Source organism: uncultured Caulobacter sp., assembly GCF_947036865.1.
Taxonomy (GTDB): Bacteria; Pseudomonadota; Alphaproteobacteria; order Caulobacterales; family Caulobacteraceae; genus Caulobacter.
This window is the reverse complement of sequence record NZ_CAMQSF010000001.1, coordinates 111,512-136,003: the sequence shown is the minus strand read 5'-3', so window position 1 is coordinate 136,003 and position 24,492 is coordinate 111,512. Positions and strand designations below refer to the sequence as shown.

Genomic DNA, 24,492 nt, shown 5'->3' with positions numbered 1-24,492 from the left:
ACGTGAGACCGTTATATGACGCGCTAGCCGCGCCGTATCAAGCGACGGCCGACAAAGAGGACGGGCGCGCGTCCAGTTTTTTCGCTCAGTGCGGCAACAAGGCCATCGCCGCGCTGGCGACGGTGCTGACGGGCAGGGCTTTCAGGTCCGGCGAGCGGATCACCGCCACGTGGCCGCGCGGGCCGCACAGCTCCGGATCCGAGGCGTCGGAGAACAGGGCGATGGTCGGGGCGCCGGCGGCGGCCAGCAGGTGGGTGGGACCGGTGTCGTTCCCGACCGCCAGGGCCGCCTTGGCGCCCAGCACCGCCAGCTGCGCGAAGTCGGTGCGGCCGGTCAGGTCGCGCGCCCCGCCCACCGCCTTCTGGATCTGGCGCGCCATGGCGCTTTCCTGCGGGCCGCCGATGATCACGATGTCCAGGCCCCGGGCCTTCAGAAGCGCGCCGAGCTGGGCGTAGCACTCGACCGGCCAGCGCTTCTCGGGCCGGTGCGCCGAGCCGCCGGGCACGAACAGCACATAGGGCTTGGGCGCGGGCGCGCCGGCGACCGGGCGCGGCTCCTTGTGGCGACGCAGGATCCAGGACAGGTCCGGAGGCGGGGCGCTGCCAGGCTCGGTCGGCGCGTCCGGCCAGATGCCCGCGGCCTTCAACTGGTCGGCCTGCCGCTCCAGCGTATGCATCCGCAGCCGCGCCGCGCCCTTCTGCGGCAGCGAGCAGCCGAAGGCGATGCCGTTCCACTGCGGGGGAAACGGGCGCAGCAGCTGGAAGTACCAGTTGGTGCGGCTGTTGGTCTGCAGGTCGTAGACCCGATCGTAGCGCGCCCGCCGCACGCGGCCGATCATGGTCATCATGTCCCCGAAGTCGAGGGGGCGGCCGTCGGTCTCGACGGTGTTGAAATACGGGCTGAGCTTGGCGAGCGCCTCGAACGGCGGCGTGGTCAGCAGCGTGATCTTGGCCTTGGGGTGGGCGGCGCGAATCTTCTTCATCGCCGCCAGCGCCAGGACGAAGTCGCCCAGCGCGCCCAGCTTGATCACCAGGACCTTCTTGATCTCCTTACTCAAGGCCGCCGCTCCAAACTCCGGGCGCTCAAAACGCGTGCGTAGACGTTGAGGGTCGCATCGCACATCGTGTCCACGGAATACAACCGTCGAGCACGCGTTCGCGCGGCTTGGCCCAGGGCCAGACGCCCGGCCGCGCCGATCTGGCAGGCCTCCAGCAGGGCGTCGGCCCAGGCCTCGGCGTCGCCGGGCTTGACCAGCCAGCCGGTCTCGCCGGGCACGATCGTCTCGCGCGTGGCGCCGTGGTCCGAGGCCATGGCCGGGCGGCCCATCACCTGCGGCTCCACCGCCGTCCGTCCGAACGCCTCCGGCTCCAGCGACGGGGCGATGGCCAGATCGGCCAGCAGATAGGCCGCGGGCATGTCGTCGCAGTGGCCCACCAGCCGGACCGCGTCCTCGACGCCCGCCGCGGCGATGGCGGCTTCCAGCTCGGCGCGATAGCCCTTGCGGCCCTGGTCGTCGCCGGCCAGCAGCAGCAGCACCTTGTCCTCGCCGCGCGCCTTCAGGAGCGCCATCGCCTCGACCAGAAGGCCCTGGCCCTTCCAGCGGGTCAGGCGGCCGGCCAGCAGCACCTTCAACCGGCGCTCGCCGTCGGCGACGCCCCACGCCTTGCGCAGCGCCTCGATCCGCTCGGCCGACACCACGCCGGGCTCGAACCGCGAAAGGTCGACGCCGCGCGGGATGGCCACCACCTTGTCCGGCGCGACGCCGTGCTCGCGGATCACGTGCTCGCGGGTATATTCGGAATTGGCGATGACGAGGTCGCCCCTGGTCATCACCGCGTTGTACCAGCGCTTGAGGCCGGACTTGGCGTTATAGACCCCGTGATAGGTGGCGATGAACGGCGTGCCGGTGACGTGGGCGGCCCACAGGGCGCTGAAGGCCGGGGCGCGCGAGCGGGCGTGGACCAGGCTGACCTTCTCGCGGCGGATCAGATCGACCAGCCGTGCGGCGTTGCCCAGCATGACCAGCGGGTTCTTCGACTGGGCCGGCATCTGGGCCAGGCGCCCGCCGTCGGCCTCGAGCCGCGCGGCCATCCGACCGCCCCGCGTCGCCACCAGCGCCTTGCCGCCTTGCGCCAGGACCGCGTGGGCGACATCAATCGTCGTCTGCTCCGCGCCGCCGGTTTCCAGCTCCGGCGTGACTTGCAGCAAGGTGAAGTCGGCGGGTAGGTCGGGCACGCGACTCTCGGCGAAACGGAAGCGAACTAGTTAGCGAAAGGATCAGGGCGACGCCATGACCGAATCCCGGGGCGCCCTGGCGCGCGAAGACGGCTTGAACCTCCGCTACCGCCGGGTGGACGGCGAGGGTCCAACGGTCGTGTGGCTGGGTGGTTTCCACTCCGACATGACCGGGACCAAGGCCGAGGTCCTGGCCGAGCACGCGAAAGCGACCGGCGGGGCCTATGTCCGGTTCGATTATTTCGGCCATGGCGAGTCGGAGGGCCGGTTCGAGGACGGCACGATCAGCCGCTGGCGCGAGGACGCGCTGGCGGTGATCGACGAGCTCACCGAGGGGCCGCTGGTGCTGGTCGGCTCGTCGATGGGCGGGTGGCTGGCCTGCCTGGCGGCGATCGCGCGGCCCGAGCGGGTCAAGGCCCTGGTGCTGATCGCGCCGGCCCCGGACTTCACCGAGAAGCTGATGGAGCCCGAGCTGTCGGCGGAGGCGAAGGCGGCGATCGCCCGCGACGGCTTCTGGATCCGGCCCTCCGAATACGACGACGGCGGCTATCCGATCACCCGGGCGCTGCTGGAGGACGGCGCGCGGTGGTCGATCCTGCCGGGCCCCGTGCCGATCGAGGTTCCGGTGCGGGTGTTGCAGGGCGGCGCCGATCCGGACGTGCCGTGGACCCACGCCCTGGAGCTGGCCAACGCCCTGACGAGCCAGAACGTGGTGTTCAGCCTGATCAAGGACGGGGACCACCGGCTGTCTCGGCCCCAGGACCTGGAGCGTCTGGTGGCGGCCGTAATGGAGGCCAAGGCCTTGGCCGAACCGGAGGCTGGGGATCTGGTGAGCCGCCGCCTGGCTCGCGCCGCCCGGATGCGCAACGCGGCGGGGCTGGAGGCGGTGGGGATCACCCCGCGCGCGCCGCTGTTGGACGAGGAATAGGGCGCATGCATTACGCCAGCGGCGAGACGGTGGAGCTTGGCGATCATATCCTTATGGAAGGCGGCGCGCGGGGCCAAGTGGTGGCTTTGATCGAAGCCGGCGCCTACGCGGCGGCCTATGCGGCCGCCGACTGGTCGTATCTGCGGGAGGGTGCGCTGGTCGAAGCCGAAGACGCTGGGCTTATGCACTACCGGGAACCGGACCAGGCCTGGGCCCTCGTTTCCCGCAAGACCTAACCCCCCGCCGCCAGGATCGCGGCCAAACCCTCGCGATAGGTCGGATAGGCCGGGCGCCAGCCCAGCTCCGCCTTGGCCAGGGCGTTCGAGACGCGCTTGTTCTCGGCGTAGAACCGCCGCGTGGCCGGCGACAGGCCCAGTTCGTTGAACGGGAGGTCCGGCGGGACCGGCACGCCCAGCAGCTTGGCGGCGTATTCCAGAACGTCCTGCGGCGGGGCCGGGAGGTCGTCGACCAGGTTGTAGACGCCGCCCGCGCGGGGCCTGTCCAGCGACGCCAGCAGGCCCCTCACGATGTCGTCGACATGGATGCGGCTGAACACCTGGCCAGGCTTGACGATGCGGCGACCCTCGCCGGCGCGCAGGCGGTCCAGCGCGCTGCGGCCGGGGCCGTAGATGCCGGGCAGGCGGAAGGTGGTCACCGTCAGGCCCATGCCGCGTCCGACCTGGCGCCAGTCGCGCTCGGCCCCCACGCGGCGCGCGCCCTCGACGGATTGCGCCTTCAGCGGCGAGGTCTCGAACACCCAGCGGCCGTCGAAGTCGCCATAGACGCCGGTGGTCGACAGATAGCCGATCCAGTCGGGAAAGGCGCTGGCCTGGGCGAGGGCGGGGACCAGGGCCGCCAGCGCCGGGCAGCCATCGGCGCCGGGCGGGGCCGTGACCAGGATCGCGCTGACGCCGGTCAGCGCCGCGGCCATCGCGTCGCGGTCGGCGGGATCGGCGGCGGCGACTCCCTGGGCCGCGAGCCGCGCGGCCTGCTGGTCGTCGCGCGCGGTCGCCGCGATCTCCCAGCCCCGCCCCCGCAAGGCCCGCGCGAAGGCGCCGCCGACATAGCCCGGACCGAAGACGAAGAGACGCAAGCTTTGGACCTCCCTCGAAAGGCGCCGGTAAAACCCGCCCGAAACCGGCGGGGATCAAGCCTCGGAAAAAAGCCGCTTCGCAACCCCTCAAAGGGCGCTTGCAAACCGCGAAGCGCTCTGCCATAAGCCGCCTCCTCGTCGCGGGACGCTCTCTTCCGAGCCCCGCCGATGCGGGCGTAGCTCAGTGGTAGAGCGCCACCTTGCCAAGGTGGATGTCGAGAGTTCGAATCTCTTCGCCCGCTCCATTCTCCCGGCCTTCGGGACGTGTGGATGAGACCATATCTCGCGAAGCGCGCGGGCGTAGCTCAGTGGTAGAGCGCCACCTTGCCAAGGTGGATGTCGAGAGTTCGAATCTCTTCGCCCGCTCCATTCTCGGTTTTCTTTCCGACTATTGGACGCACGCGCCGACCTCGGTCGGCTTCGATTCGCGTGTCGCCGGACCGCGGGGCTTGGCTTAAGCTTGGCGCATGACTCGCACTCGCTCCCGGCCCGCCGCCCTGGCGGCCGCCTGCCTCGTCGTCTTCACCGCTTCCGCCGCCCTTGCCGGGCCGACGCCCACGCTCAACGCCCTGGTGAGCCGTTACGAGGCGCTGGGCGATGTGGGCGAGGACCCCGACTCCGGCGGCGCGGCCGACGCCCGCTGGCGACTGCCCGACGTGTCCCCGGCCGCCGACGCGACCCGCGCGGCGATGCTGAAGAAGATCCAGGCCGACTTGTCCGCCCTGCCGGTCAAGGGGCTGAGCGACGAGGAGCGCCTGACCCGTGATCTCCTGATGTTCAGCCTGCGCGACCGGGTCGAGGCCGCCGGTTTCGACGAGGCGCGGATGCCGTTCAGCAGCGACGGCGGCTTCGACGTGATGATGCTGTACCGGGCCAGCGGCATGACGCTGCGCAACGCCGACGAGGCGCGGCGCTGGATCGCGCTGCTGAACGGCATGCCCGGCTGGTACGCGGCCAATATCGCCAACGCCCGGCGCGGCGTGGCCACCGGCTTCGTCCAGGCGATACCCACGGCCCAGGCGGTGCTGGAACGCGCGCAACGCGCCGCGGCGACGCCGTTGGCCGACGATCCGCTGCTGGCGCCGCTGCGCGCTCTGCCTTCCAGCGTCCCCGCCGCCACGCGCGCGGCCCTGATCGCCGAGGGCGAGAAGGCCGTGACCGACAAGGTGGCCCCCGCCCGCGCCGGCTTCGTCAAGTTCATGGCCGAGGAATACGTGCCGCACGCCGCCAAGAGCCTGGCGGCCTCGGACCTGCCGGACGGCAAGCGCTACTACGCCTTCCTCGTTCGCCGACACACGACCACGGACCTGACGCCGGACCAGATCCACGACATCGGTCAGGCCGAGGTGGCGCGCATCCGCGCCCGCATGCTCGAGACCATGAAGGCGGCGGGCTTCCAGGGCGACCTGCCGGCCTTCATCGCCATGCTGCGCAAGGACCCGCGCTTCTACGCCACCAGCCGCCAGCAGCTGCTGGAGAAGTCCAGCGAGATCGCCAAGCGCGCCGACGACCAGCTGCCGGCTCATTTCGGCGTCTTGCCGCGGCTGACCTACGGCGTGCGGCCCGTGCCCGCCAGCATCGAGAAGGGCTACACCACCGGCCGCTACTTCGGCGGCGACGCCAAGGCCGGCCGCGCGGGCGGCCTGATGATCAACACCTCGGAGCTGGACCAGCGGCCGCTCTACGAGCTGCCGGCCCTGGTGCTGCACGAAGGCGCGCCGGGCCACCACATCCAGACCTCGCTGGCCGCCGAGCAGACGGCCGTGCCGGAGTTCCGCCGCAACCTCTACTTTACCGCGTTCGGCGAGGGCTGGGGGCTCTATTCGGAATGGCTGGGCGAGGAGATGGGGATCTATCGCGATCCCTATGAGCTGTTCGGCCGGCTGTCCTACGAGATGTGGCGGGCCTGCCGCCTGGTGGCCGACACCGGCATGCACTGGAAGGGCTGGAGCCTGGAGCAGGCCCGGGCCTGCTTTACCGACAACACCGCGCTGTCGCCGACCAACATCGAGGTCGAGCTGAAGCGCTACGTCTCCTGGCCCGGTCAGGCTCTGGCCTACAAGGTCGGCGAGCTGAAGCTGCTGGAGCTGCGCCGCCGGGCCGAGGCCAAGCTGGGCGACCGGTTCGACGAGCGCGGCTTCCACGACGCGGTGCTGCTGCACGGCTCGCTGCCGCTGTCGGTGCTGGAGACGCGGATCGACGCCTGGATCGCCCAGCAAGCCAAGAAGAAGGGCTGAGGCTTGGCCAAGATCACCGTCCTCGGCGAATGCATGGTCGAGCTGTCGCCCGAGGCGCCGCCCAAGATGGAAGAGGGCGGCGGCGCGCCGCTGTACCGGATGGGCTTCGCCGGCGACACCTTCAACACCGCGATCTACATGGCGCGCCTGGGCGATCGGGTCGCCTATTGCACGGCGTTGGGACAGGGCGACCCGTTCAGCGACGGCGTGCTGAGCGCCATGCGCCGCGAGGGCATCGACACCCGCCTCGTCCGTCAGGTCGAGAACCGCCTGCCGGGACTCTACGCCATCGTCCTGGACGAGCACGGCGAGCGCAAGTTCCACTACTGGCGCGAGCGGGCCCCGATCCGCGACCTCTTCTCGGCCCACACCGCCGACCAGCTGATCGAGGCCGCGCGGGCCAGCGATCTCGTCTATCTGTCGGGCGTGACCCTGGCGGTGATCGGCGACATCGGGCGGGCGCGGTTGAAGGACATTCTGGCCTATGTCCATTCGCACGGCGTCGCCGTGGCGCTGGACTTCAATTATCGCCCGGCGCTCTGGCCGAGCGCCGAAGCCGCCCGCGCGGCGCTGGACGGCGTGGTCCCCGCGTGCCGCTACATCTCGCTCAGCAGCGAGGACAGCCGTCCGCTCTATGGTCGCGAGGCCGAGGACCTGGCGGCGGAATGGGCCTCGGGCGGCGCCGAGGTGGTGGCGCGCGACGAGAGCCACGCGGTCAATGTCCACGACGCCAACGGCCGCACGGCGACCCCGGCGCCCCCGCGCGTCCAGGCCGTCGACACGACGGGGGCCGGCGACAGCTTCAACGCGGCCTATCTATCATCACGGCTCTCGGGGCTCTCGATCGTCGAGTCGGTGAGTCGCGGCCATGAGCTCGCCGCGACGGTGGTTCGCTGCAAGGGCGCGATCGTTCCCGCGCCCTCCATGCCCGCCTGGGCGCGAGGATAGGGCCGGGTCGGCGCTCGACTTTTCAAAAGTTTAGCGTTTGAAGCCTTGCGGTGAAATAGGAATATCTTCCTCTCCTGCGGAATATAAACCTATAGTGGCGCCGCCGGTCGTACTCTCGACTGGAAGGAGAGCGCCATGCTGGTTCAAGCCTTTGAGGATGTCTGGGCGATCACGCCCGATCCCCGACGCGACCGCCTGACCGTCGGCTTCGTCACCCATCTGGTTTCCCTGGCCACCGGCGTGCCGGCGGCCGAGATCAACGCGCCCAAGCGCGCCTCCCACGCGGCGGTGCGCGCTCGGCAGTTGGCGATCTATCTGACCCACATCACCTATCACTGGTCGCTGGCGCGGGTGGCCTACGCCTTCGGCCGCGACCGCACCACCTGCGGCCACGCCTGCCGGCGGATCGAGGACCTTCGCGAGGACGCCGCCTTCGATCGCCGATTGTCGGAGCTGGAAGCCTGCCTGCGCCAGGCCCCCTCGCGCGCCGAGGAGATCCCGGCGTGAGTGCTGGTCTCGCCGAGGCGTTCGACGCCGAGCTCGAAGCGCGTCGCCTGGCCGAGCGGGCCATGCGGCTGTTGTCGCGCCCCGGCGCGGTGGTCGAGGCCCAGGGGCTGGGCTACGGCGTGCGCCTGGGACCCAGCCGCCGGCGCAGCGTGATGCTGACCTTGGACGAGGCGGCGTTCCGCATCCTGGCGCGCGAGGCGACCTTGAAACCCCGCGCTCAAGGCGGATGGGTGATGGTCGGCCGACTGGCGCCCGAGTCCCCGCCGCCGGGCCGTCCGGGCGTGGTCGAGGCCGAGGTTCCCACGCCCTTCGGCGCCGGAACCGTCCGCCGCAATCTGGGCGAGTCGCCGATCGCCTGGCTCGCCCGTCGGCGCGACGCCGAGGGCCGGCCCTGGTTGACGCCGGTCGAGGCCGCCGCCGGCGAGCGCCTGCGCGAGGACTTCGAGAGCCTGGGCGCCCAGGGGCGCCTCACCATGCGGTGGGACGGCGCGTCTCGGGTCGATGGCGGCCGGCCGGGCCTGGCGCCCGTCGAGCGCGATCACGCCGCGCGCCAGCGCATCGCCAGGGCGCTCGACGCCGTGGGGCCCGGCCTGCGCGAGATCCTGGAAAGCGTCTGCCTGATGGGCTCGGCCCTGGAGGCCGCCGAGCGATCGCTAAAGCTGCCTCGGCGCGCGGGCAAGACGGTGTTGAAGCTCGCGCTCCAGAGTCTCGCGCGACACTACCGGATGGCGTGAGCGGTCGCTAATCCGAGAACAGGGCGGTGAGCGGCGCCAGGAGGCGCGGGAGCGGCGATCGGACGGCGGTGTCCACCGCCGCGCCCTTGGCCAGCGTGGCCTCGAAGACGTCCAGATAGGCCCTCGCGACCGGGGTCAGGCGATAGGCCTCGACGGCCTCGATCAAGGCCGAGGGAGCGGGTGGCGGCGCGGCGAGCTCAGCCTCCAGCGCGGCCGCCATGCCCTCGACGTCGCCCGGCCGGACGACCCGTCCATGCGCCTGCGACCACAAGAGATCCCGCACGGCCGGCGTGCAGTCGGTGGCGACCACCGGGCGCCCCCGACCCAGGGCCTCGACGATCACCGCGCCGAAGCCCTCGTGCCAGGAACTGAGCAACAGCAGACGCCCTCGGTCCAGCCAAGGCCCGATGTCGGGCGCATAGCCCGCGAAGGTCACGCGATCGGCGACACCCAGGCTGTCGGCGAGCGCTCGTAGTTCCGCGCGCAGGGGGCCGTCGCCGACGAAGGCCAGGCGCGCCTCGGGATCGGCGACCTTGGCGAAGGCGCGCAGCGCGACGTCGAAGCCTTTCTCCGGCGCTAGGCGGCCGGCGGCGACGATCAGCTTGCCCGAAGCGGTTCGCGGCGCGCCGACCTCGTCGCCGAGCGCGGGGAGGGGGATGGCCGAGGTGATGCGCCGGCCCAGCAGTCGGTTGACCGCGTGGATGGTGTAGGGCGACAGGGTGACCATGGCGTCGGCGTCGCGCAGACGCCGGCGGGCGCCGATCTCGAACGCCCATTGGCGCGCGCCCGCGCGCCCGCGCTTGACGATCGGCGAGCTGACCTGGGCCACGATGGTCGGGCGGTCGGGGCCGAGCGCGCGCGCGACGTCGCGGCTGATCGACCAGTGGAAGTTGCCGGGCACGAACAGGATGTCGGCCGGGCGTCGGCGCAGGTGCTCGGCCGCGGCGCGTCCCAGCCGCCCGCGCGAGCCCAGGGCCCGCGGAATGGGTGGGTCGCACTCGACCAGGCTGATCGTCTCGGGGACCAGGCCAGCCTGGGCGCCCGTCGCCGCGCCGCACAGCAGGGTCACCTCGTGACCCGCCTTGGCCCAGGCGTCGGCCAGCCTCAAGGCCACGCGCTCGGTGCCGCCCAGCGGCAGGTCGTGCAGCACGACGAGGATGGACAGCGGGCGCGGACAGGGCGAGCGGAGGGGGGCTGGCGGGCTCATGTTACGCTGACAAACTTCTGATCTTACGCAGGATCTCGGCGCCGCGTTCGTGGAATTGCTCGGGGCCGAAGCGGGCCTCCAGCCGCGCGCGGGCGGCCTGGCCCATGGCGGCCAGGCGATCGGGCGCCGACAGCGCCTCGGCCAAGGTCGCGGCGAGCGCGGTCGCGTCGCCCGGCGGCGTCAGGAAGCCGGTCTCGCCGGGGACGATGCTGTAGGCGAGCTCGCCGACCGCCGAGGCCAACACCGGAAGCCCCGCCTGCATGGCCTCGTGCGCGGCGACGCAGAGGCCCTCGGACCGCGACGGCTGCAGGTAGAGATGCAGGCCCGCCAGGAACCGGGTCGGCTCGGGACAGAAGCCGACGAACCGGACGTTATCGAGACCGGACGCGATCCGCATCGCCTCCAGACGCTCCCGCTCGGCGCCGTCGCCGGCGATCGCGACCTCGAACGGCGCCGGCGGTGAAAAGCCTTGCGCCTTGAGCCGCGCCAGGGCGTCGAGCAGAACATCGAACCCCTTGACCGGGTGTAGCCGTCCGAGCGCGCCCAGCCTCACGGTCTCGCCGGGCGACCAGGGCGAGGCCTGGGGCGTGTCGCGGTCCATGGCGAAGATCGGCCAGCAGACCAGACGGTCCGGCGGCGGCGCGATCCGGGCGGCGGTCAGGGCGGTGACGCTCTCGGAATCGCCGATCCACAGCATCGAGGCCGAGCGGCGCAGACGCAGCAGGGCGCGGTTGGCGGGCTTGAGGAAGGCGGCGTGCTGCCAGCTGACCACGGGCTTGCCCATCGCGCCGCCGACCCACTGGCCCAGCAGGGTGGCGCGGGTCAGGGAGGTCCAGATCACGTCCGGCGCCCAGCGCTTCAGTTCGGCCGTGAGCCAGCGCAGGGCCGCGATCTGTCGCTTCTCGCCGGCCGGACAGACGCGCACCTCCAGCCCGGCCGCCTCCATCGCCGCCGCGCCGCGACCGTCGCGACGGGACAGCGCGAAGACCGCGACCTCCGCCCCCTCCTGGCGCAGGACCCTGGCGATGGCGGGGATCGGCGACTGGGCGCCGCCGCCCTCGATGGAATTGATCACATAGGCGATGCGCATCAGGCGATCCTGGGCGCGGCGATCGCGGGCCGAGCTTGAAACGCCAGAGCGCCGCCCAGCAGGGCCATGGTCAGGACCGCCTGGGCCGCGACGCTGGGGCCGATCGCATCCTGGCCCCAGATCGGCAGCGCCACAGGCAGCAGGGCCACGAGGCTCAGGCTGCCGGCGAAGTTCATCGTCGCCGAAAGGCCGGGCCGCCCCAGGGCGGTGAGGGCGGCGCTGAGCGGCGGCGCGCAGAGCAGGATCGTGCGGGAAAGGGCCAGCCACGGCATCAGCCCGCCCGCCGCCGCGAAGCCCCCGCCGCCCATTAGGCGGGCGAAGTCCTGGCCGAACAGGCCGAACAGGGCGCAGACGGGGATGGCGATGGCCATGGTCACGCCGCTGGCCCGGGCGATGGTCGAGATCACCAGCGTGGTCTGGCCCCTGGCCGCGAGCCGCGCCAACTCGGCATAGGCGGCCTGGCCCAGGCTCTGGGCGGGCTGGGCGATCACCGTGGTGGCGCGCTGGGCGATGGCGAACAGGCCCGCGGCGGTCGGGCCGGCCATCCAGCCGATCGCCAGCGGCGTCGCGCGCGCGGCCAGCTCGGCGAAGGTCACGTCGGCGTTGGCCCCCAGCATGAAGCGCAGCAGGCCGGGGTTCTCGGCCCGCACGCCGGAGAGGTCGGTCCGGATCACCGCTTGGCGCAGCGCGCGCGGCGCGCTGGCCAGCGCCATCGCCCACATCACCGCCCATTCCAGCAGGGCCGCGGCCATCCAGGCCCAGAGAAAGCCGACCAGTCCCCAGTGACCCGCCCAGGCGACGACCGCCCCGATGAGCCGCGCTACGGGCGGAACCAGGCTATGGACGCCCAGCAGCCCGAACCGACCGGTGACCTGCAGATAGCCTGCCGGGGTGGCGCGCACGGTGGCCAGCACCGCCAGGCTGTAGGGCGCGCCGAGCGCCATGGCCTGCGAGGACCAGCCCAGTCGGGCGCCGATCCACGGGGCCAGGAGCGCCGCGACGGCGACGGCCAGCGCGCCACAGGCCAGCTCCAGCGCCGCGGCGAACTTCAGCAGGCGGGCCAGCCTCTGCTCGTCGCCGGCCAACAGCGCTTGGGCGCCGTAGCGCACCACGGCGTGCCAGCCGGGGAACTCGATGATCCCGCCCACCGCCAGTACGTAGGTATGGACCAGAACGAGGACGCCATAGTCCGTCGGACCCAGGGCGCGGGCGGCGAGCGCGATGTAGACGAGGCTGATGACGCCCGCGCCGGCCTTGCCGCTGAGCAGGCGCAGCGCGTTGCCGAAGATGCCGCGCAGCGCGCCCCGGCCGTCAGCCGTTGGCGACACGGGACAGCTCGGTCGGCGGTTGCAGAAGGGGCGCGGAGAGACCGGCGAAGGCGGCCAGGGCCCGCGCCGCGCGCCGCGCCGAGGGCTCCGACGTCAGGTCGAAGCTGCTTTCGAACAGCTCGCGCTGTACTTGGCCATAGGTCGCCGCGTGGTCCGCCCAGGCGGTCTCCAGAGCGTCGCCCAGCTGGTCGACGCCGGGGATCACGCGACCCAGGCGCCAGTGACCGAAGTTGGCGTCGCCCTCCCAGGCGTGACCTTGCGGGTTGAGGAAGATGCAAGGCCTCGGGCGCAACAGGAACTCGTAGACCTGGCTGCTGGCGTCGCCGAGATAGATGTCGGCGGCCTGGGTGTAGACCATGGTCGTCGAGGCGCGGCTGCCAAGATCGACGTGGATGTTCGGCGCGTTCAGGTGGCGCGGCTCCAGGCGTCCGGGCCGGTCGATCCGCAGCTTGTCGATGCTGATCGTGAACGGCCGCTCGAACAGCATGACGTGGGGCGCGAAGATCAGCTGGTATTCGGGATGGTCGACGAACCAGTCCAGCACCTGCCGGCCGACCGCGAACCAGGACGACAGGTGCGGCGAGACGTGCGGGTTATAGAGGACCAGCGGGCGGCCGTCGTCGGGCAGCGGGCGCGGCGGCGCCGCGGGGGCCAGGTCGAACTTCGGATAGCCGACCACCGAGATCGCTTCCGGGCGCACGCCCGTCTCGTGGATCAGGCGGTCGCGGATCTTGGGGCCCGAGACCAGCACGTGGTCGAACAGGGCGCTGGCCCGGTCGAAGCCCACCGCGCGGTCGCCGGCGCCGTGGCGCGTGTGGACAAACTTCAGGCGATCCAGGCCGAAGCGGGTCTTGAGGATCAGCGAGGTCTTTTCGGCCACCACCAGCACGTCGACTTGTCGGAAGAAGTCGAGATTATCCCGGTAGAACAACAGCTTCTCGGCGGGCAGCAAGCCGCCCAGCGTGCGGCCGAGCAACCGGCTGGAGCGGCGCTTCAGACCCAGCTCCACCACCGGGAGCCCGGGACGGCCGCCGGCCAGGCGCGTCACCTCGGCGGTCAGGCGCGCGTTCGAGGTCGCGATGACGATCTCGGCGTCGACCTGGGCGTCCAGCATCGCCAGGGCGATCGGCAGGCTGTGCGCGACCTGGTGGACCTGATCGTGATTGAACAGAAAACAAATCCGCATACGTCATAGACGCCGCCGTTCGGCGGCGGCCTTACCCGTCCTTTCCGTCAGCCGTTGGCGGGGTCTGGTCGCGGCCCGACCGCGCGCGAAGCTTGCGCGCGACATCGATGACCAGTCCGCGCGGCGAGGCCTTGACCCACTTGGCGTCGATCAGGGTGACGGGCCCGCAGGCGCTCAGCGTGTGGCGTCCGCCCGTGTAGCGCCCGGCCTTGTCCGGCGGCGTCAGGATCGCCGTCGCTTCCGCCTCGAAGCGGTCGGGCGTGAGGACCTCGACCCTCAGGAGGCGCAGGTCGCCGCCATAGGCGCGGGTGCAGTCCTGCACCGGCAGGCACAGGCGGCCCTGGTGAACGAACGGCGTCCCGCCGGGCCGGCTGCTGGCCAGATCGACGCGCACCGGATTGCCGGGATGGGGACGCCAGGGACCCTCGATCCGGTCGGCATAGGCCAGGTGCAGCTTGCCCTGCTTGTCCTCTTGGGTTCCGTCCGGCGAGTAGGCCATCCACCAGCGGTCTTCCCAGCGGAACAGGGTCGGGTCGATGGCCGGGGTGTCGAAGGCGATCTGGGTGACCGGCTCCCAGACGTCGGGAAAGCGCGCGGCGCGGTAGAGCGTGAAGGTGCCTGACCGGAAGGCCTCGGGCGTCATCCAGATCTCGCCGTCGATCTCCGAGACCATCGGATAGGACAGATGCCAGGGCTCGCGGATCACCGTGGCGCGGCGAACCGGCCGGAAGTCCGCGTCGAGCTCCAGGTGGTCGATGACGCCGTGCCGGGTGCGGTAGTCATAGGCCTCGGCGAACAGGTGCAGACGGCCCTCGCGCCAGATCCCGAACGGGTCGGCCAGGAACGTGTAGTCGGGCTCCTCGGGCAGCCAATGGACCTTGGCGCGATCCAGGCCGCCCGCCTCGGCGACCGCCTCGATCGGCGCGTCGAGGACGCCGATGCGCCAGATGTCGGAGAACAGCGGCATGGCGTCCTTCAGGTCCCGACGGTCTTGGCGGGCAGTCGGGCGCCGACGTGGTCGATGCCGAGCGCCTGGCAATGCAGCGCCTGGCGGTGACGCTCGGCGGCGCGGGCCTTCTGGTCGGCGTCGCGCTGGTCGTGGCAGGCCGGGCACGAGACCCCCTCGACGTAGAGGGGCGAGGTCTGGCCCTCGGGACTGACCGGCATCCGGCAGCCGCGACACAGCACGTGGGTTCCCGGCGCCAGGCCATGGCCGACCGCGACCCGCTCGTCGAACACGAAGCACTCGCCGCGCCACAGGCTCTCGGCCTCCGGGATCCGCTCCAGATAGTCGAGGACGCCGCCCCGCAGATGGAAGACCTGCTCGACGCCCTCGGCCTTCAGGAAGGCGGTCGACTTCTCGCAGCGAATGCCGCCCGTGCAGTACATGGCCACCTTCAGCGGCGCGGCGTCGGCGCCGCGCGCGGCCTCCCGCTCGCGCCGCCAGGCGCGGAACCAGGCGGGGAACTCCGAGAAGCTGGCCGTCTTCGGGTCGATCGCGCCCTCGAACCGGCCGACGGCGACCTCGTAGGCGTTTCGGGTGTCGATCACGGCGACGTCGGGATCGGCGATCAGGGCGTTCCAGTCGGCCGGCGCGACATAGGTCCCGGCGTCGGTCGGATCCAGATCGGGCTCGCCCAGGGTGACGATCTCCTTCTTCAGCCGCACCTTCATCCGGTGGAACGGCATGCGATCGGTCCAGGCGGTCTTGGGCGTCAGGTCCGCGCAGCCGGGCAGGGCGCGCAGGTGATCCAGCACCGCCTCGATCGCCGCGTCGTCGCCGGCGATGGTGCCGTTGACCCCCTCGCGCGCCAGCAGCAGCGTGCCCCTGACGCCCAGGCCGCAACACAGCGCGGCCAGCGGACCACGCAGCGCCGCCGGATCCTCGAAGCGCGTGAAACGATAGAGCGCGGCGACGCGATACCTAGCCAAGCGCCGCCTTCCCGAGCGCGTCCTGGGCGTCGCGCTGGATGCGGGCGACCATCGACTTGAGGCCGTTGGAGCGCTGCGAGGAGAGGGCCTCGGACAGGCCAAGCCTGTCCATCGCGCCCTTGGCGTCGAAGGCGGCGATGTCGGCGGGCGCGCGGCCCGAATAGAGGCGCAGCATGATGGCCACCAGGCCGCTGACGATGTGGGCGTCGCTGTCGCCCTTGAAGACCAGGGTTCCGTCGGCCTGTGGCAGGGTGACGAGCCACACCTGACTGGCGCAGCCGCGAACCTTGTTGTCCTCGGAGCGTTCGGCGTCGGTCAGCGGCTCGAGCGTCTTGCCAAGCTCGATCACGTACCGATAGCGCTCTTCCCAGTCGCCCAGGAGCTCGAACTCGTCGGCCAGCTCGTCGAGGGCGGTGTCGATGGGGTTGCTCATGGCGGGCCAATTAGGGGGCCGGCCAGGGCATGGCAAGCTTTGGCGGGCGAGGTTCGCGGCTCCGCTCAGCCCGCTTGCAGGATCAACCGCGCCAGGAAGCCCGCGCCGAGGCTGGACGACAGCTTCAACTGACCGCCCATGGCGCGCGAAAGCAGGTCGACGATCGGCAGGCCCAGGCCCGCGCCCTCGGTGGTCCGGGTCAGGGCCGAGCCGCCCTGCTCGAAGGGGCGCAGAAGCCGGGGAAGTTCGGCGGTCTCCACGCCCGGGCCCTGGTCGCGGATCGCGATCTCGATCTCCAAGCCGATGCGGATGGCCGACACGTGCACCACGCCGCCGGCGGGCGAGTGGGTGACGGCGTTCTGCAGCAGGTTGGTCAGCATCGTCCGCAGACCTCGCCGGTCGGCCAGCGCGCAGGGCAGGGCGCCTTCGCCGACCACGTGGACGATGACATCGCGGCGGGCGATCTCGGCCTTGAGCCCGTGGATCACGTCGGCGAACGCCTCGTCCAGGTTCTCGCGCGTCAGCTCGATGTCGGTGACGTGGCCCTCCAGACGGGCCAGCTCCACGATCTGGTTGACCAGCTTCAGGAGCTTCAGGCCGCTCTCGTGCACGATCGCGGCGTATTCCTTGTACTGCGGCGCGCCCAGCGGCCCGTACAGTTCCTGGGAGAGGATCTCGGAAAAGCCGATCACCGCGTTCAGGGGCGTGCGCAGCTCGTGGCTGACCATCCGCAGGAACGAGCGCTTGCGATCGTCGAGCGCCAGGCGCCGGCGCTCCGCCGCGGCGCGTCGCCGTTCGAGCGAGGCGGGCTCGGCGAAGCTGCGGTCAATCGACGCGTCCGCGGACGCCGGCTGGGGCATGACGGGCTCCCGGACCTTCTGTCCGTTGGCTTGAGGTCTGAAAATGCACGGGCGCGCTTACGAATCCGTTTCCGTCCACAACGCTTCCACGAGGAAAGGTCGCTCGGTGATTGTGCGCCCTTGGAGGTAAGGGCCCCGGCGCGTTAAGGTTTGAAAACGGCGATCCTCCCCGCCGCGTTTAAGTCGACCGGCCTTGGAATTCGAAACGCTTCCAGACCCGTTCCGACGCCCCGCCAAGCCCGCGGGGTTCGATCCCGCGCACGCCTGGCGCCTGGGATGGCTCGCGTTCGTCTGCCTGGCGGCCGCCGCCAGCCTGCTTTCCCAGACGCCCGGCGACTGGCCGGTCTGGGCGGCGCTGGCCGCCGGCGCGGTTCCGGCCCTGGCGGCGCTGGTCTTCACGGGTCAGGATGAGCGCACCCAGTCGCTGGTGCTGGTGGTCTGGGCCGTGGGCGGCTCGCTGGCGGCGGCGCTGACCGGCGGCGTCTCGGGCGCGATGGCCGCCTGGTGCCTGGCCCCCGTCGCGGCGGCCTCCACCCTGGATCAGCCCAAGCGCCTGGCGGAGGGCGCGGCCCTGTCCCTGATCGGCGGCTGCATGGCCGCCCTGGCCCAACTCTCCGGCCTGGCCCCGGCCGCGCCGACCGGGGCGCAGGGCTTCGTGCTGGGCTTCCTGGCCCTGGTCACCACGGGCCTGGGCCTGGCCGCGGGTCTGCTGATCGGCCGCCGGCGCCAGGGCGCGCGGGACGATCGCTACGCCTCGGAAATCATCGCGCTGGAGACCCTGCTCGACGGCCTGCCGCACCTGGCGATCGCCATCAAGGGGCAGGGCAAGGTGACGGCGGCGCGCGGCGCGGCGCCGCCCGGCGTCACGACGGCGGATCTGGTCAATCGCGGCCTGACGGGCGCGGCCGCCCCGGGCGATCGCCAGCGCCTGACCGCCGCCATCGCCGCCGCCCATCGCGAGGGCGCCGCCAGCCTGACGTTCAATCCGGCGCTGGGCGTCGAGCGCGTGGTGGCTCTGGACCTCGTCCGCGTCGCGCCGGGCCAGCTGGTCGGCGTGCTGCGCGATGTCACGGTCGAGCGCAACCGCGAGGCCGCTCTGGATCAGGCCCGCGCCGACGCGGAGGCGCTGGCCGCCGGTCGCGCTCGCTTCCTGGCCAATATGAGCCACGAACTGCGCACGCCGCTGAACGCGATCATGGGCTTCTCCGACATCATGCGCGCCCGCATGTTCGGCCCGCTGACCGACCGCTACGCCGAATACGCCGAGCTGATCCACGAGAGCGGCGGCCACCTGCTGGACCTGATCAACGACGTGCTGGACATGTCCAAGATCGAGGCCGAGCGCTTCGAGCTGCAGCGCGGCGTGTTCGACGCCCGCGAGGCGGTGCAGGCGGCCATGCGCCTGTTGCGGGTCCAGTCCGACACCGCCGGCGTCCAGCTGCGGGGCGTGCTGCCGCCGGGCGAGCTGGAGGTCGACGCCGACCGCCGGGCCCTGAAGCAGATCGTGCTGAACCTCGTCTCCAACGCGCTGAAGTTCACGCCGCGCGGCGGGCAGGTGACGGTGTCGGCCGACGGTCATGACGGGGTGCTGGAGATCGTCGTCGCCGACACCGGCGTCGGCATCAGCCCCGAGGACCTGGAACGCCTCGGCCGGCCCTACGAGCAGGCCGGCGCCGCCGCCCAGCGGGCGCGGGGCACGGGCCTTGGCCTGTCCCTGGTTCGGGCCTTCGCCAAGCTGCACGGCGGCGAGATGACGATCGAGAGCCGGTTGGGCGCGGGCACCAGCGTCTCGGTGCGCCTGCCCGTGCTGCTGGCGCCGCTGCGGGCGGCGACCCCGCCGGTCGAGGCCGCGCCGGAACCCAAGGCCGAGGGGACTGGCGTCGAGAGCCAAGCCCCGCCGACGCCGACCAGCTTCGGCGACAACGTCATCGCCTTCGCGCCGCGCTGATCAGCGCAGGAACGCGCGTCCCGCGGCGAAATCGCCGACCTCGACATAGGCCTTGCGGGTCACCTCGTCGCCTCGGCCGGCGAAGGCGAACTCGATCGTCACCGCCTCGCGCGGGTCGAGCTGCGAGATCGCGTCGGCGACCGCCGGCGGGAAGCGGAACGAAAGCCCGGTCTTGGCGCCGGTCGGCAGCAGGGTCAGCGGCGCTTCCTCGCGGGTCTCGGCGTTGAACACCAGGCTGGCGTTGCGCGGCGCGACCTTGTTGGCGAGGCTGCGGCCCGCGGTGGGCGAGATGTAGGGGCCCAGCGTCCGGTTCGTGTCGCGCACGATGACCCGCGCGGCGTAGGGCCGCCGACCGTTCTCGAAGGTCGCCACGGCGGTCACCGCCTTGGCGCGGCCCGCCAGGCCGAACATCAGCCGGTCCCCGCCGAAGGCCGAAAGTTGCGAGAGGCGCCAGACGGGGATGGTCGCAGACACCGAGCGCTCGGCCTTCCAGGACGACACATCGCCCGGATAGGTCATGGTCAGCATCTGGGCGTAGCCGTCGAAGGCCGCCTTCACCCGCGACGCCGCCAGGGCAAGGTCCTTGGAGTCGCAGGCCGCCGCGGCGGCCTTGGCGCGGGCGCGCTGCTCCACGGCGACGACTTGCTCTTCGCTGGCGCCGGAGCGCAGCGCCGCGCCCCGCGCCTGGGCTCGCGAGGCGTCGAGAGCGGCGGAGACCGTCGGGGTGAAAAGACGGCATCGCCCGTCGGCCGTCGTCATCAGGGTGCGCTCGTAGAGCTGGTCGGCGGCGCCCGCCGACGACGCGGTGGGCGCGGCCAGCGTCGCCAAGGCGGCCGCGGCCCCCAGCCACGCCGCGCGTCGGACGTCGTGGGCGGCGGGGCGTGGACGCCGGAGGGGGGAGCCGCTTTCGGCCGCCATCGCGCTTACTCCATGAGACTCCGCGCAATTCGCGCGCGGAACGTCGTCATTTTCTCGTATGGTCCAAGACTTGGGCGCGAGGTCTAGGCCCGCTCTGGTTGCGGTTCGGTTACGATGCTTCTTTCGACGGATATCTGGGTGGCGGCGTTGATCCGGCGCGCGGAGCTTGGCGGGGCCTTCGCCACCGTGGCGCGCAAGGGCGATGCGCGCGCCGGCGCCGTCCTGGTCAAGGCGGTCGACCGCCGGGCCGGCGTCGCGCGGCTTTATAGCGAGGCCACCCGGGGGGACGGCGAGCGCTTCTGGATGCAGCCGGTGCGCTCCGAATTCGAGCCCGACCTCGACGCCTACGCCGAGCGCGCCGCCCGCATCGACCCCGATGTCTGGGTGGTCGAGATCGAGGATCGCGAGGGCCGTCACTTCCTGACCGAGCCCGTCGAGTCCTGAGTCGCGTGGGTGGCGCCGCCGCGCGCGCTCGCCTGCGCCGTTAACCCTGTCGCTAAACGTCGTTTAAAGCGTGCTCGGGGCAGGGTGACGGGGTTCCCGGTCCCCCAGAGTCCCGCCGTAGTACGCCCCATGCTTTTCCTGATGAACGACGTCATCCTCAACTTCGACGCGGCCGAACTGACGCCGCCGGTGACGCGGGATCGCTTCGCCGCGCTGTCGCTGAATTACGTCGGAGAGCTGGGTCGTGAGCTGTTCGCGCAGGAGCCGCTGCTGCATCACAAGGACGCCGAACGGGCCGAGCGCCTGGCCGCCCTGATCGTGGCCAAGGCGCCGGAGGTCAACGCCGCGCTGTTCGTGGCGCCGGGACGAGGCTGCCGGCCGGACATGGTGCAAGTCCGCTATGCGCAACTGACCCTCGAGGTCATGGCCTCGCTGCTGCACCGGCAAAAGGCCGGCGCGCTGACCAATCTCGAGGCCGATCGTCAGGTCTGGCGCCGTCTGGCGGCCTAGAAACTCACCAGCCTGAACAGCCAACTCAGCGTCACGGCCAGGACCACCAGTCCCGCCAGGGTGACGCCGATGCACAGTGCGCTGCCGGCGGGGTGTTGCCGCCCATGATCGCGATGATGGTCAAGCAGGGCCATCGTTCGATTCCTCCTACCGCCCGGCGATCTGACGTCGCTGGTGCGGGACAGCGCAAGCATGACTCCAAACCCATTGTTCGAATAGGGGCTTTCTGCCGCATCGTTGGGCACGGTCGAGGCGCTCGGCGTCGGACCATGGAGCGACTTCGCGGCCTTTATATTCCTCCGGTTGTCGCGCGGGGAAAACCGTCGCCAACCCTTCATCGAAGCAACATGTGGCCGTCGCCGCGCTGACAAGGGCGGGGGTTAACCCGCCTCGAAACATAGCAGTGCAGGTTCACCATGAAGCTTCCGTCGACGGCCGCCTGGGGCGTGCTCGCCCTGTCTCTCGCCAGCCAGGCGCACGCCCAGCAGACCGGTCCGGCCACCCCTCGCGCCGAGGCGACCGAGGTCGACACCGTGGTCGTCACCGGCACCCGCCGCGTCGACCGCACGGCCTTCGAGTCGACCGCGCCCGTCGACGTCGTCAGCCAGGAAGCGCTGAAGAACACGGTTTCCGACGAACTGATGGACAAGCTGGCGGCGACGACGCCGTCGTTCAATGTCCAGCGCCTGCCGGCCGCCGACGGCCAAGCCTTCGTCCGCCCCGCCACCCTGCGCGGCCTGTCGCCCGACCAGACCCTGGTGCTGGTCAACGGCAAGCGCCGCCACCGCTCGGCGGTGCTGGGCGGTCGCGGTCAGCAGGGCGTGGACCTGGCCTCGCTCGGGACCAGCGGCATCGAGCGCATCGAGGTCCTGCGCGACGGCGCCTCGGCCCAGTACGGCTCCGACGCCATCGCCGGGGTGATCAACATCATCCTCAGCGACAAGACCGGCTTCGACGGCTACGGACAGTTCGGGCGCTACTTCGCCGGCGATGGCGACAAGACCGAGATCGGCGCCCGCTATGGCCTGGCCATCGGCCAGGGCGGCAGCCTGGTCGCCGCCGTCGACTACACCAAGGCCGAGGCGACCTCGCGCACCCGCCAGCGTCCCGACGCCCTGACCTTCCAGGCCAACAACCCCACGATCAAGGTCAAGAACCCCGTCCAGCGCTGGGGCCAGCCCGACCGCGACGTGTGGCGCGGCTCGCTGAACGCGACCCTGCCGCTGAACGACAAGACCGAGGCCTACGCCTTCGCCACCTACAGCGACATGCATGGCGAGACCGATTTCAACTGGCGCAATCCGTCGACCGATACCTCCTACCGCACGAGCCCGGTCTTCCCGGGCTGGTCGCTGAACCAGATCTATCCGGCCGGTTTCGCGCCGGTGTTCGGTCAGAACGAGACCAACGCCTCGGTTAACGCCGGCGTGCGCGGCGAGGCCATGGGCTGGTCCTGGGACCTCTCGGCGGGCAGGGGTCAGGACAAGGTCAACTATTTCCTGAACAACAGCATCAACGCCTCGTTCGGTCCGCAATCGCCGACCACCTTCAACGACGGCGCCCTGATCCAGCGGGAAGAAACGGCCAATCTCGACGTCTCGCGGCCGCTCGAGCTACCGACCTTGGCCAAGCCGGCCAACCTGGCGCTGGGCCTGGAGGCTCGCAAGGAGACCTACAAGATCCAGGCCGGCGATCGCTATTCGTGGGACGTCGGTCCTGGCGCGCCCGCCGGTCTGCCCAGCGGCTCCAACGGCTTCCCGGGCTATGCGCCCAGCCAGGCCGGCGCCTGGAACCAGACCAGCTACGCCGCCTACGCCGATCTCGACCTGCCGTTCACCGACCGGTTCGATGTCGATCTGGCGGTGCGCCACGAAGACTTTTCCGAGTTTGGCCAGACCACGGACGGCAAGGTCGCCGCGCGCTGGGAGTTCGCGCCTGGCTTCGCGTTCCGCGGCGCCGCCTCGACCGGCTTCCGGGCGCCGACGGCGGGTCAGATCAACAACACCCGCACCTCGCAGGGCCTGAACACCACGACCCTCCTGCTGTTCACCTCGGGCCGGCTGTCGCCGGTCAATCCGATCTCGATGGCGCTCGGCGGCAAGCCGCTGCAGCCGGAAAACTCCAAGAACTACTCGTTCGGCTTCGTCTTCCGCCACGAGGGCCTGACCGGCTCGATCGACTACTACCATATCGACGTCGACAACCGCTTCGCCGTGTCGCCGAACTTCACCGTCACGAGCGATCTGCGCGCGCAGCTGGTCGCGGCGGGGGTGCCCGGCGCCGACAGCCTGACCACGGTCAGCTACTTCACCAATTCGTTCGACACCACGACCCAGGGCGTCGACGCCGTGGCCTCGTGGCGCGGCGCCTTCTGGGGCGGTCGCGGCGGCCTGACCGCGGCCTGGAACTGGAACGACACCCAGGTGACGCGGTCCAAGGCGACCGAGGTCTCGCGCCTGGCCCGGATCAACATCCAGGACGGCCTGCCCGAATACGCCGCCAATCTCAGCTTCGACTATGCGCGCGGCCCGTTCAGCGGCCTGGTCCGCGTGCGCTGGTCGGGCAAGTGGACGGATGCTCAGGCCAACGGGGCCGCCGACCTGATCCAGACCTTCGGCGCCAAGACGCTGGTCGACCTGTCGCTCAGCGCGGCGATCAGCCAGCACATGAAGCTGACCGTGGGGGCGGAGAACCTGTTCGACACCTATCCCGACCAGGCGACGTTCCAGGCCTCGCGCGGCCTGATCTATTCGCGTAACGCGCCGTACGACACCGATGGCGGGCTGTGGTACGCCCGTCTGTCGGCGAAGTTCTAAGAGCAAGACGCGGCGCGGGAGACAGAGCATGACCGACCTCACGCGCCGCGGTCTCTCGGGGCTCTCCGTCGCGGTCGCGGCGGCGACGCCGGCCTTGGCCGCGCCTCGGCCGCCCGCTCGGCCGGCCTTCGGGCCGGTCGCGCCGCTGAACATCACCGAGAACCCCTACGGGCCCGGCCCCATGGGCCTCGCCGCGATCCGGGCGGCGGCCGAGGACAGCCAGCATTATCCGTATGGTCCGGAGGTCTGGCTGATGAAGCGGATCGCCGAGGTCAACGGCGTGGCCCCCGAGCAGGTGGTGATCTGCAACGGCGCGCTGGAGCTGCTGGCGATGGCGGCGCTGTTGACCGCGCGCGACGGGGCCATGCTGCTGCCGGCCCTGACCTACGACACCCACGCCAAGTACGCGGCGCGGCACGGCGGCGTCGCCAAGCGGGCCAGGATGGCCGCCGACCTTCAGATCGATTTCGACGCGCTGACGGCGGGCCTGACTCCCGAGGTCAAGCTCGTCTATGTCTGCAATCCCAACAATCCGACCGGACTGCTGGCCGATCGCCAAGCGCTGCGCGCGTTCTGCATCCGGGCCTCGAAACAGGCGCCGGTGCTGGTCGACGAGGCCTTCATCGACATGTGCCCCGATCCGGAGGGCGAGACGGTCGTCGACCTCGTGCGGGCGGGCCACGACGTCACGGTGGTGGGCACCTTCTCGAAATCGTATGGCCTGGCGGGCCTGCCGACGGGCTATGCGATCGCCACGCCCGCTCGCGCCAAGGCGCTGCGCGAGCTGCTGATCGCCTCGCACGTCGGGGCGGGGCTCACCGCCGCCATCGCCCTCTACCGCGACCGCGCCCATCTGGACGTCGCCAACCGGGCGGTGGCCCAGGGCAGGGCGGTGGTCGAGGCCGCCTGCCATTCGGTGGGCTGGCGCACCTTGCCCTCGGTCGGCTCCTACGTCTTCGCCGAGATCGGGCCGCGCGCGGTCCCGGTGATCGAGGCGCTGGCCAAGGAGGGCGTGATGCTGCGCCAGTTCGGGACCGACCATCCGACCTGGGCCCGCATCGCGGTGCGCGAGGCCCCGGCGCTGGCGGCCTTCGTCAAGGCCCTGCCGGCCGCCGCCCGCGCCTGAGATCAGGTGACA

Annotated in this window: 24 protein-coding genes and 2 tRNA genes; 13 read left to right on the top strand and 13 right to left on the bottom strand. The window is 71.3% G+C overall.

Annotated elements, in window-relative coordinates:
• Positions 1-85 precede the first annotated feature (85 nt).
• Both Q0V34_RS00635 and Q0V34_RS00630 read right to left on the bottom strand, forming a co-directional pair.
• Complete coding sequence (locus Q0V34_RS00635) at positions 86-1,057, bottom strand: glycosyltransferase family 9 protein (RefSeq protein WP_297506447.1); 972 nt, start codon at positions 1,055-1,057, stop codon at positions 86-88.
• Positions 1,054-2,235: a glycosyltransferase family 4 protein gene (locus Q0V34_RS00630; protein WP_297506445.1), complete on the bottom strand. Its 1,182-nt coding sequence runs from the start codon at positions 2,233-2,235 to the stop codon at positions 1,054-1,056. The genes Q0V34_RS00635 and Q0V34_RS00630 overlap by 4 nt, the downstream gene beginning before the upstream one ends.
• Positions 2,236-2,290: 55 nt before the next feature.
• Between Q0V34_RS00630 and Q0V34_RS00625 the strand changes: the two genes are divergently transcribed.
• Positions 2,291-3,163 carry an alpha/beta hydrolase gene (locus Q0V34_RS00625; RefSeq protein ID WP_297506443.1) on the top strand — a complete coding sequence of 291 codons (873 nt, stop codon included), beginning with the start codon at positions 2,291-2,293 and terminating at the stop codon, positions 3,161-3,163.
• A gap of 5 nt (positions 3,164-3,168) precedes the next feature.
• On the top strand, positions 3,169-3,399 hold the full coding sequence (locus tag Q0V34_RS00620; RefSeq protein ID WP_297506441.1) for a hypothetical protein: 231 nt from the start codon (positions 3,169-3,171) through the stop codon (positions 3,397-3,399).
• Here Q0V34_RS00620 and Q0V34_RS00615 read toward each other — a convergent pair.
• Entirely contained in the window at positions 3,396-4,256 is an 861-nt protein-coding gene (locus Q0V34_RS00615; RefSeq protein ID WP_297506439.1) for an SDR family oxidoreductase, read from the bottom strand. The two genes, Q0V34_RS00620 and Q0V34_RS00615, sit on opposite strands and share 4 nt — an antisense overlap.
• A 170-nt stretch (positions 4,257-4,426) precedes the next feature.
• Between Q0V34_RS00615 and Q0V34_RS00610 the strand changes: the two genes are divergently transcribed.
• The 6 genes from Q0V34_RS00610 to Q0V34_RS00585 all read left to right on the top strand — a co-directional run bounded on the left by Q0V34_RS00610 (position 4,427) and on the right by Q0V34_RS00585 (position 8,682).
• Positions 4,427-4,501: transfer RNA gene (locus Q0V34_RS00610), tRNA-Gly, on the top strand.
• 49 nt (positions 4,502-4,550) lie between these two features.
• Positions 4,551-4,625, top strand: a tRNA-Gly gene (locus Q0V34_RS00605).
• Positions 4,626-4,723: 98 nt separating this feature from the next.
• Positions 4,724-6,493, top strand: coding sequence for a DUF885 family protein (locus Q0V34_RS00600; RefSeq protein WP_297506437.1), 1,770 nt, complete (start codon positions 4,724-4,726; stop codon positions 6,491-6,493).
• A 3-nt stretch (positions 6,494-6,496) separates the two neighbouring features.
• Complete coding sequence (locus tag Q0V34_RS00595; protein ID WP_297506435.1) at positions 6,497-7,441, top strand: sugar kinase; 945 nt, start codon at positions 6,497-6,499, stop codon at positions 7,439-7,441.
• Positions 7,442-7,576: 135 nt separating this feature from the next.
• On the top strand, positions 7,577-7,948 hold the full coding sequence (locus tag Q0V34_RS00590) for a helix-turn-helix domain-containing protein (RefSeq protein WP_297506433.1): 372 nt from the start codon (positions 7,577-7,579) through the stop codon (positions 7,946-7,948).
• Positions 7,945-8,682 (top strand): DUF6456 domain-containing protein, encoded by a 738-nt coding sequence (locus Q0V34_RS00585; protein WP_297506431.1) that lies wholly within the window; start codon positions 7,945-7,947, stop codon positions 8,680-8,682. Before Q0V34_RS00590 ends, Q0V34_RS00585 begins: the two co-directional genes overlap by 4 nt.
• A 7-nt stretch (positions 8,683-8,689) precedes the next feature.
• Here the strand turns inward: Q0V34_RS00585 and Q0V34_RS00580 are convergent, their stop codons facing one another.
• The 8 genes from Q0V34_RS00580 to Q0V34_RS00545 all read right to left on the bottom strand — a co-directional run bounded on the left by Q0V34_RS00580 (position 8,690) and on the right by Q0V34_RS00545 (position 16,718).
• Positions 8,690-9,889, bottom strand: coding sequence for a glycosyltransferase (locus Q0V34_RS00580; RefSeq protein ID WP_297506429.1), 1,200 nt, complete (start codon positions 9,887-9,889; stop codon positions 8,690-8,692).
• 1 nt (position 9,890) lies between these two features.
• Positions 9,891-10,979: a glycosyltransferase gene (locus tag Q0V34_RS00575; protein ID WP_297506427.1), complete on the bottom strand. Its 1,089-nt coding sequence runs from the start codon at positions 10,977-10,979 to the stop codon at positions 9,891-9,893.
• On the bottom strand, positions 10,979-12,307 hold the full coding sequence (locus Q0V34_RS00570) for a lipopolysaccharide biosynthesis protein (RefSeq protein WP_297506425.1): 1,329 nt from the start codon (positions 12,305-12,307) through the stop codon (positions 10,979-10,981). Before Q0V34_RS00570 ends, Q0V34_RS00575 begins: the two co-directional genes overlap by 1 nt.
• A complete protein-coding gene (locus Q0V34_RS00565; protein WP_297506423.1) occupies positions 12,291-13,493 on the bottom strand; it encodes a hypothetical protein in 1,203 nt (400 codons plus the stop codon). Before Q0V34_RS00565 ends, Q0V34_RS00570 begins: the two co-directional genes overlap by 17 nt.
• A gap of 31 nt (positions 13,494-13,524) precedes the next feature.
• Positions 13,525-14,460: a hypothetical protein gene (locus Q0V34_RS00560; protein ID WP_297506421.1), complete on the bottom strand. Its 936-nt coding sequence runs from the start codon at positions 14,458-14,460 to the stop codon at positions 13,525-13,527.
• A gap of 8 nt (positions 14,461-14,468) precedes the next feature.
• Entirely contained in the window at positions 14,469-15,425 is a 957-nt protein-coding gene (locus Q0V34_RS00555; RefSeq protein WP_297506419.1) for a rhodanese-related sulfurtransferase, read from the bottom strand.
• Entirely contained in the window at positions 15,418-15,858 is a 441-nt protein-coding gene (locus tag Q0V34_RS00550; RefSeq protein WP_297506417.1) for a SufE family protein, read from the bottom strand. The genes Q0V34_RS00555 and Q0V34_RS00550 overlap by 8 nt, the downstream gene beginning before the upstream one ends.
• A gap of 65 nt (positions 15,859-15,923) precedes the next feature.
• Entirely contained in the window at positions 15,924-16,718 is a 795-nt protein-coding gene (locus Q0V34_RS00545; protein ID WP_297506415.1) for a sensor histidine kinase KdpD, read from the bottom strand.
• A 193-nt stretch (positions 16,719-16,911) separates the two neighbouring features.
• Here Q0V34_RS00545 and Q0V34_RS00540 point away from each other — a divergent pair, with 193 nt between their 5' ends.
• The gene (locus Q0V34_RS00540) at positions 16,912-18,666 is read left to right on the top strand and encodes a HAMP domain-containing sensor histidine kinase (protein ID WP_297506413.1); all 1,755 of its coding nucleotides are present in this window, start codon (positions 16,912-16,914) and stop codon (positions 18,664-18,666) included.
• Here Q0V34_RS00540 and Q0V34_RS00535 read toward each other — a convergent pair whose 3' ends face one another.
• Positions 18,667-19,584 (bottom strand): hypothetical protein, encoded by a 918-nt coding sequence (locus Q0V34_RS00535; protein ID WP_297506411.1) that lies wholly within the window; start codon positions 19,582-19,584, stop codon positions 18,667-18,669.
• 114 nt (positions 19,585-19,698) lie between these two features.
• Between Q0V34_RS00535 and Q0V34_RS00530 the strand changes: the two genes are divergently transcribed.
• Entirely contained in the window at positions 19,699-20,028 is a 330-nt protein-coding gene (locus tag Q0V34_RS00530) for a DUF1491 family protein (protein ID WP_297506409.1), read from the top strand.
• 129 nt (positions 20,029-20,157) lie between these two features.
• Positions 20,158-20,538 (top strand): hypothetical protein, encoded by a 381-nt coding sequence (locus Q0V34_RS00525; RefSeq protein ID WP_297506407.1) that lies wholly within the window; start codon positions 20,158-20,160, stop codon positions 20,536-20,538.
• Here Q0V34_RS00525 and Q0V34_RS00520 read toward each other — a convergent pair.
• Positions 20,535-20,672 (bottom strand): hypothetical protein, encoded by a 138-nt coding sequence (locus Q0V34_RS00520; protein WP_297506405.1) that lies wholly within the window; start codon positions 20,670-20,672, stop codon positions 20,535-20,537. The two genes, Q0V34_RS00525 and Q0V34_RS00520, sit on opposite strands and share 4 nt — an antisense overlap.
• A 282-nt stretch (positions 20,673-20,954) precedes the next feature.
• On the opposite strand from Q0V34_RS00520, the gene Q0V34_RS00515 reads away from it, so the two are divergent.
• Together Q0V34_RS00515 and Q0V34_RS00510 are read left to right on the top strand one after the other, a co-directional pair.
• Positions 20,955-23,354, top strand: coding sequence for a TonB-dependent receptor (locus tag Q0V34_RS00515; RefSeq protein ID WP_297506403.1), 2,400 nt, complete (start codon positions 20,955-20,957; stop codon positions 23,352-23,354).
• 28 nt (positions 23,355-23,382) lie between these two features.
• Positions 23,383-24,480: a histidinol-phosphate transaminase gene (locus Q0V34_RS00510; protein WP_297506401.1), complete on the top strand. Its 1,098-nt coding sequence runs from the start codon at positions 23,383-23,385 to the stop codon at positions 24,478-24,480.
• The last annotated feature ends 12 nt before the right edge of the window (positions 24,481-24,492 follow it).

What these genes read in the sequence shown, in the direction of transcription:
- Q0V34_RS00560 (WP_297506421.1), bottom strand. Translation starts at nt 14,460, where the DNA reads ATGCCGCTGTTCTCCGACATCTGGCGCATCGGCGTCCTCGACGCGCCG.
- Q0V34_RS00525 (WP_297506407.1), top strand. Translation starts at nt 20,158, where the DNA reads ATGCTTTTCCTGATGAACGACGTCATCCTCAACTTCGACGCGGCCGAA.
- Q0V34_RS00620 (WP_297506441.1), top strand. Translation starts at nt 3,169, where the DNA reads ATGCATTACGCCAGCGGCGAGACGGTGGAGCTTGGCGATCATATCCTT.
- Q0V34_RS00575 (WP_297506427.1), bottom strand. Translation starts at nt 10,979, where the DNA reads ATGCGCATCGCCTATGTGATCAATTCCATCGAGGGCGGCGGCGCCCAG.
- Q0V34_RS00545 (WP_297506415.1), bottom strand. Translation starts at nt 16,718, where the DNA reads ATGCCCCAGCCGGCGTCCGCGGACGCGTCGATTGACCGCAGCTTCGCC.
- Q0V34_RS00535 (WP_297506411.1), bottom strand. Translation starts at nt 19,584, where the DNA reads ATGGCGGCCGAAAGCGGCTCCCCCCTCCGGCGTCCACGCCCCGCCGCC.
- Q0V34_RS00550 (WP_297506417.1), bottom strand. Translation starts at nt 15,858, where the DNA reads ATGAGCAACCCCATCGACACCGCCCTCGACGAGCTGGCCGACGAGTTC.
- Q0V34_RS00520 (WP_297506405.1), bottom strand. Translation starts at nt 20,672, where the DNA reads ATGGCCCTGCTTGACCATCATCGCGATCATGGGCGGCAACACCCCGCC.
- Q0V34_RS00600 (WP_297506437.1), top strand. Translation starts at nt 4,724, where the DNA reads ATGACTCGCACTCGCTCCCGGCCCGCCGCCCTGGCGGCCGCCTGCCTC.
- Q0V34_RS00590 (WP_297506433.1), top strand. Translation starts at nt 7,577, where the DNA reads ATGCTGGTTCAAGCCTTTGAGGATGTCTGGGCGATCACGCCCGATCCC.
- Q0V34_RS00510 (WP_297506401.1), top strand. Translation starts at nt 23,383, where the DNA reads ATGACCGACCTCACGCGCCGCGGTCTCTCGGGGCTCTCCGTCGCGGTC.
- Q0V34_RS00565 (WP_297506423.1), bottom strand. Translation starts at nt 13,493, where the DNA reads ATGCGGATTTGTTTTCTGTTCAATCACGATCAGGTCCACCAGGTCGCG.
- Q0V34_RS00625 (WP_297506443.1), top strand. Translation starts at nt 2,291, where the DNA reads ATGACCGAATCCCGGGGCGCCCTGGCGCGCGAAGACGGCTTGAACCTC.
- Q0V34_RS00530 (WP_297506409.1), top strand. Translation starts at nt 19,699, where the DNA reads ATGCTTCTTTCGACGGATATCTGGGTGGCGGCGTTGATCCGGCGCGCG.
- Q0V34_RS00515 (WP_297506403.1), top strand. Translation starts at nt 20,955, where the DNA reads ATGAAGCTTCCGTCGACGGCCGCCTGGGGCGTGCTCGCCCTGTCTCTC.
- Q0V34_RS00580 (WP_297506429.1), bottom strand. Translation starts at nt 9,889, where the DNA reads ATGAGCCCGCCAGCCCCCCTCCGCTCGCCCTGTCCGCGCCCGCTGTCC.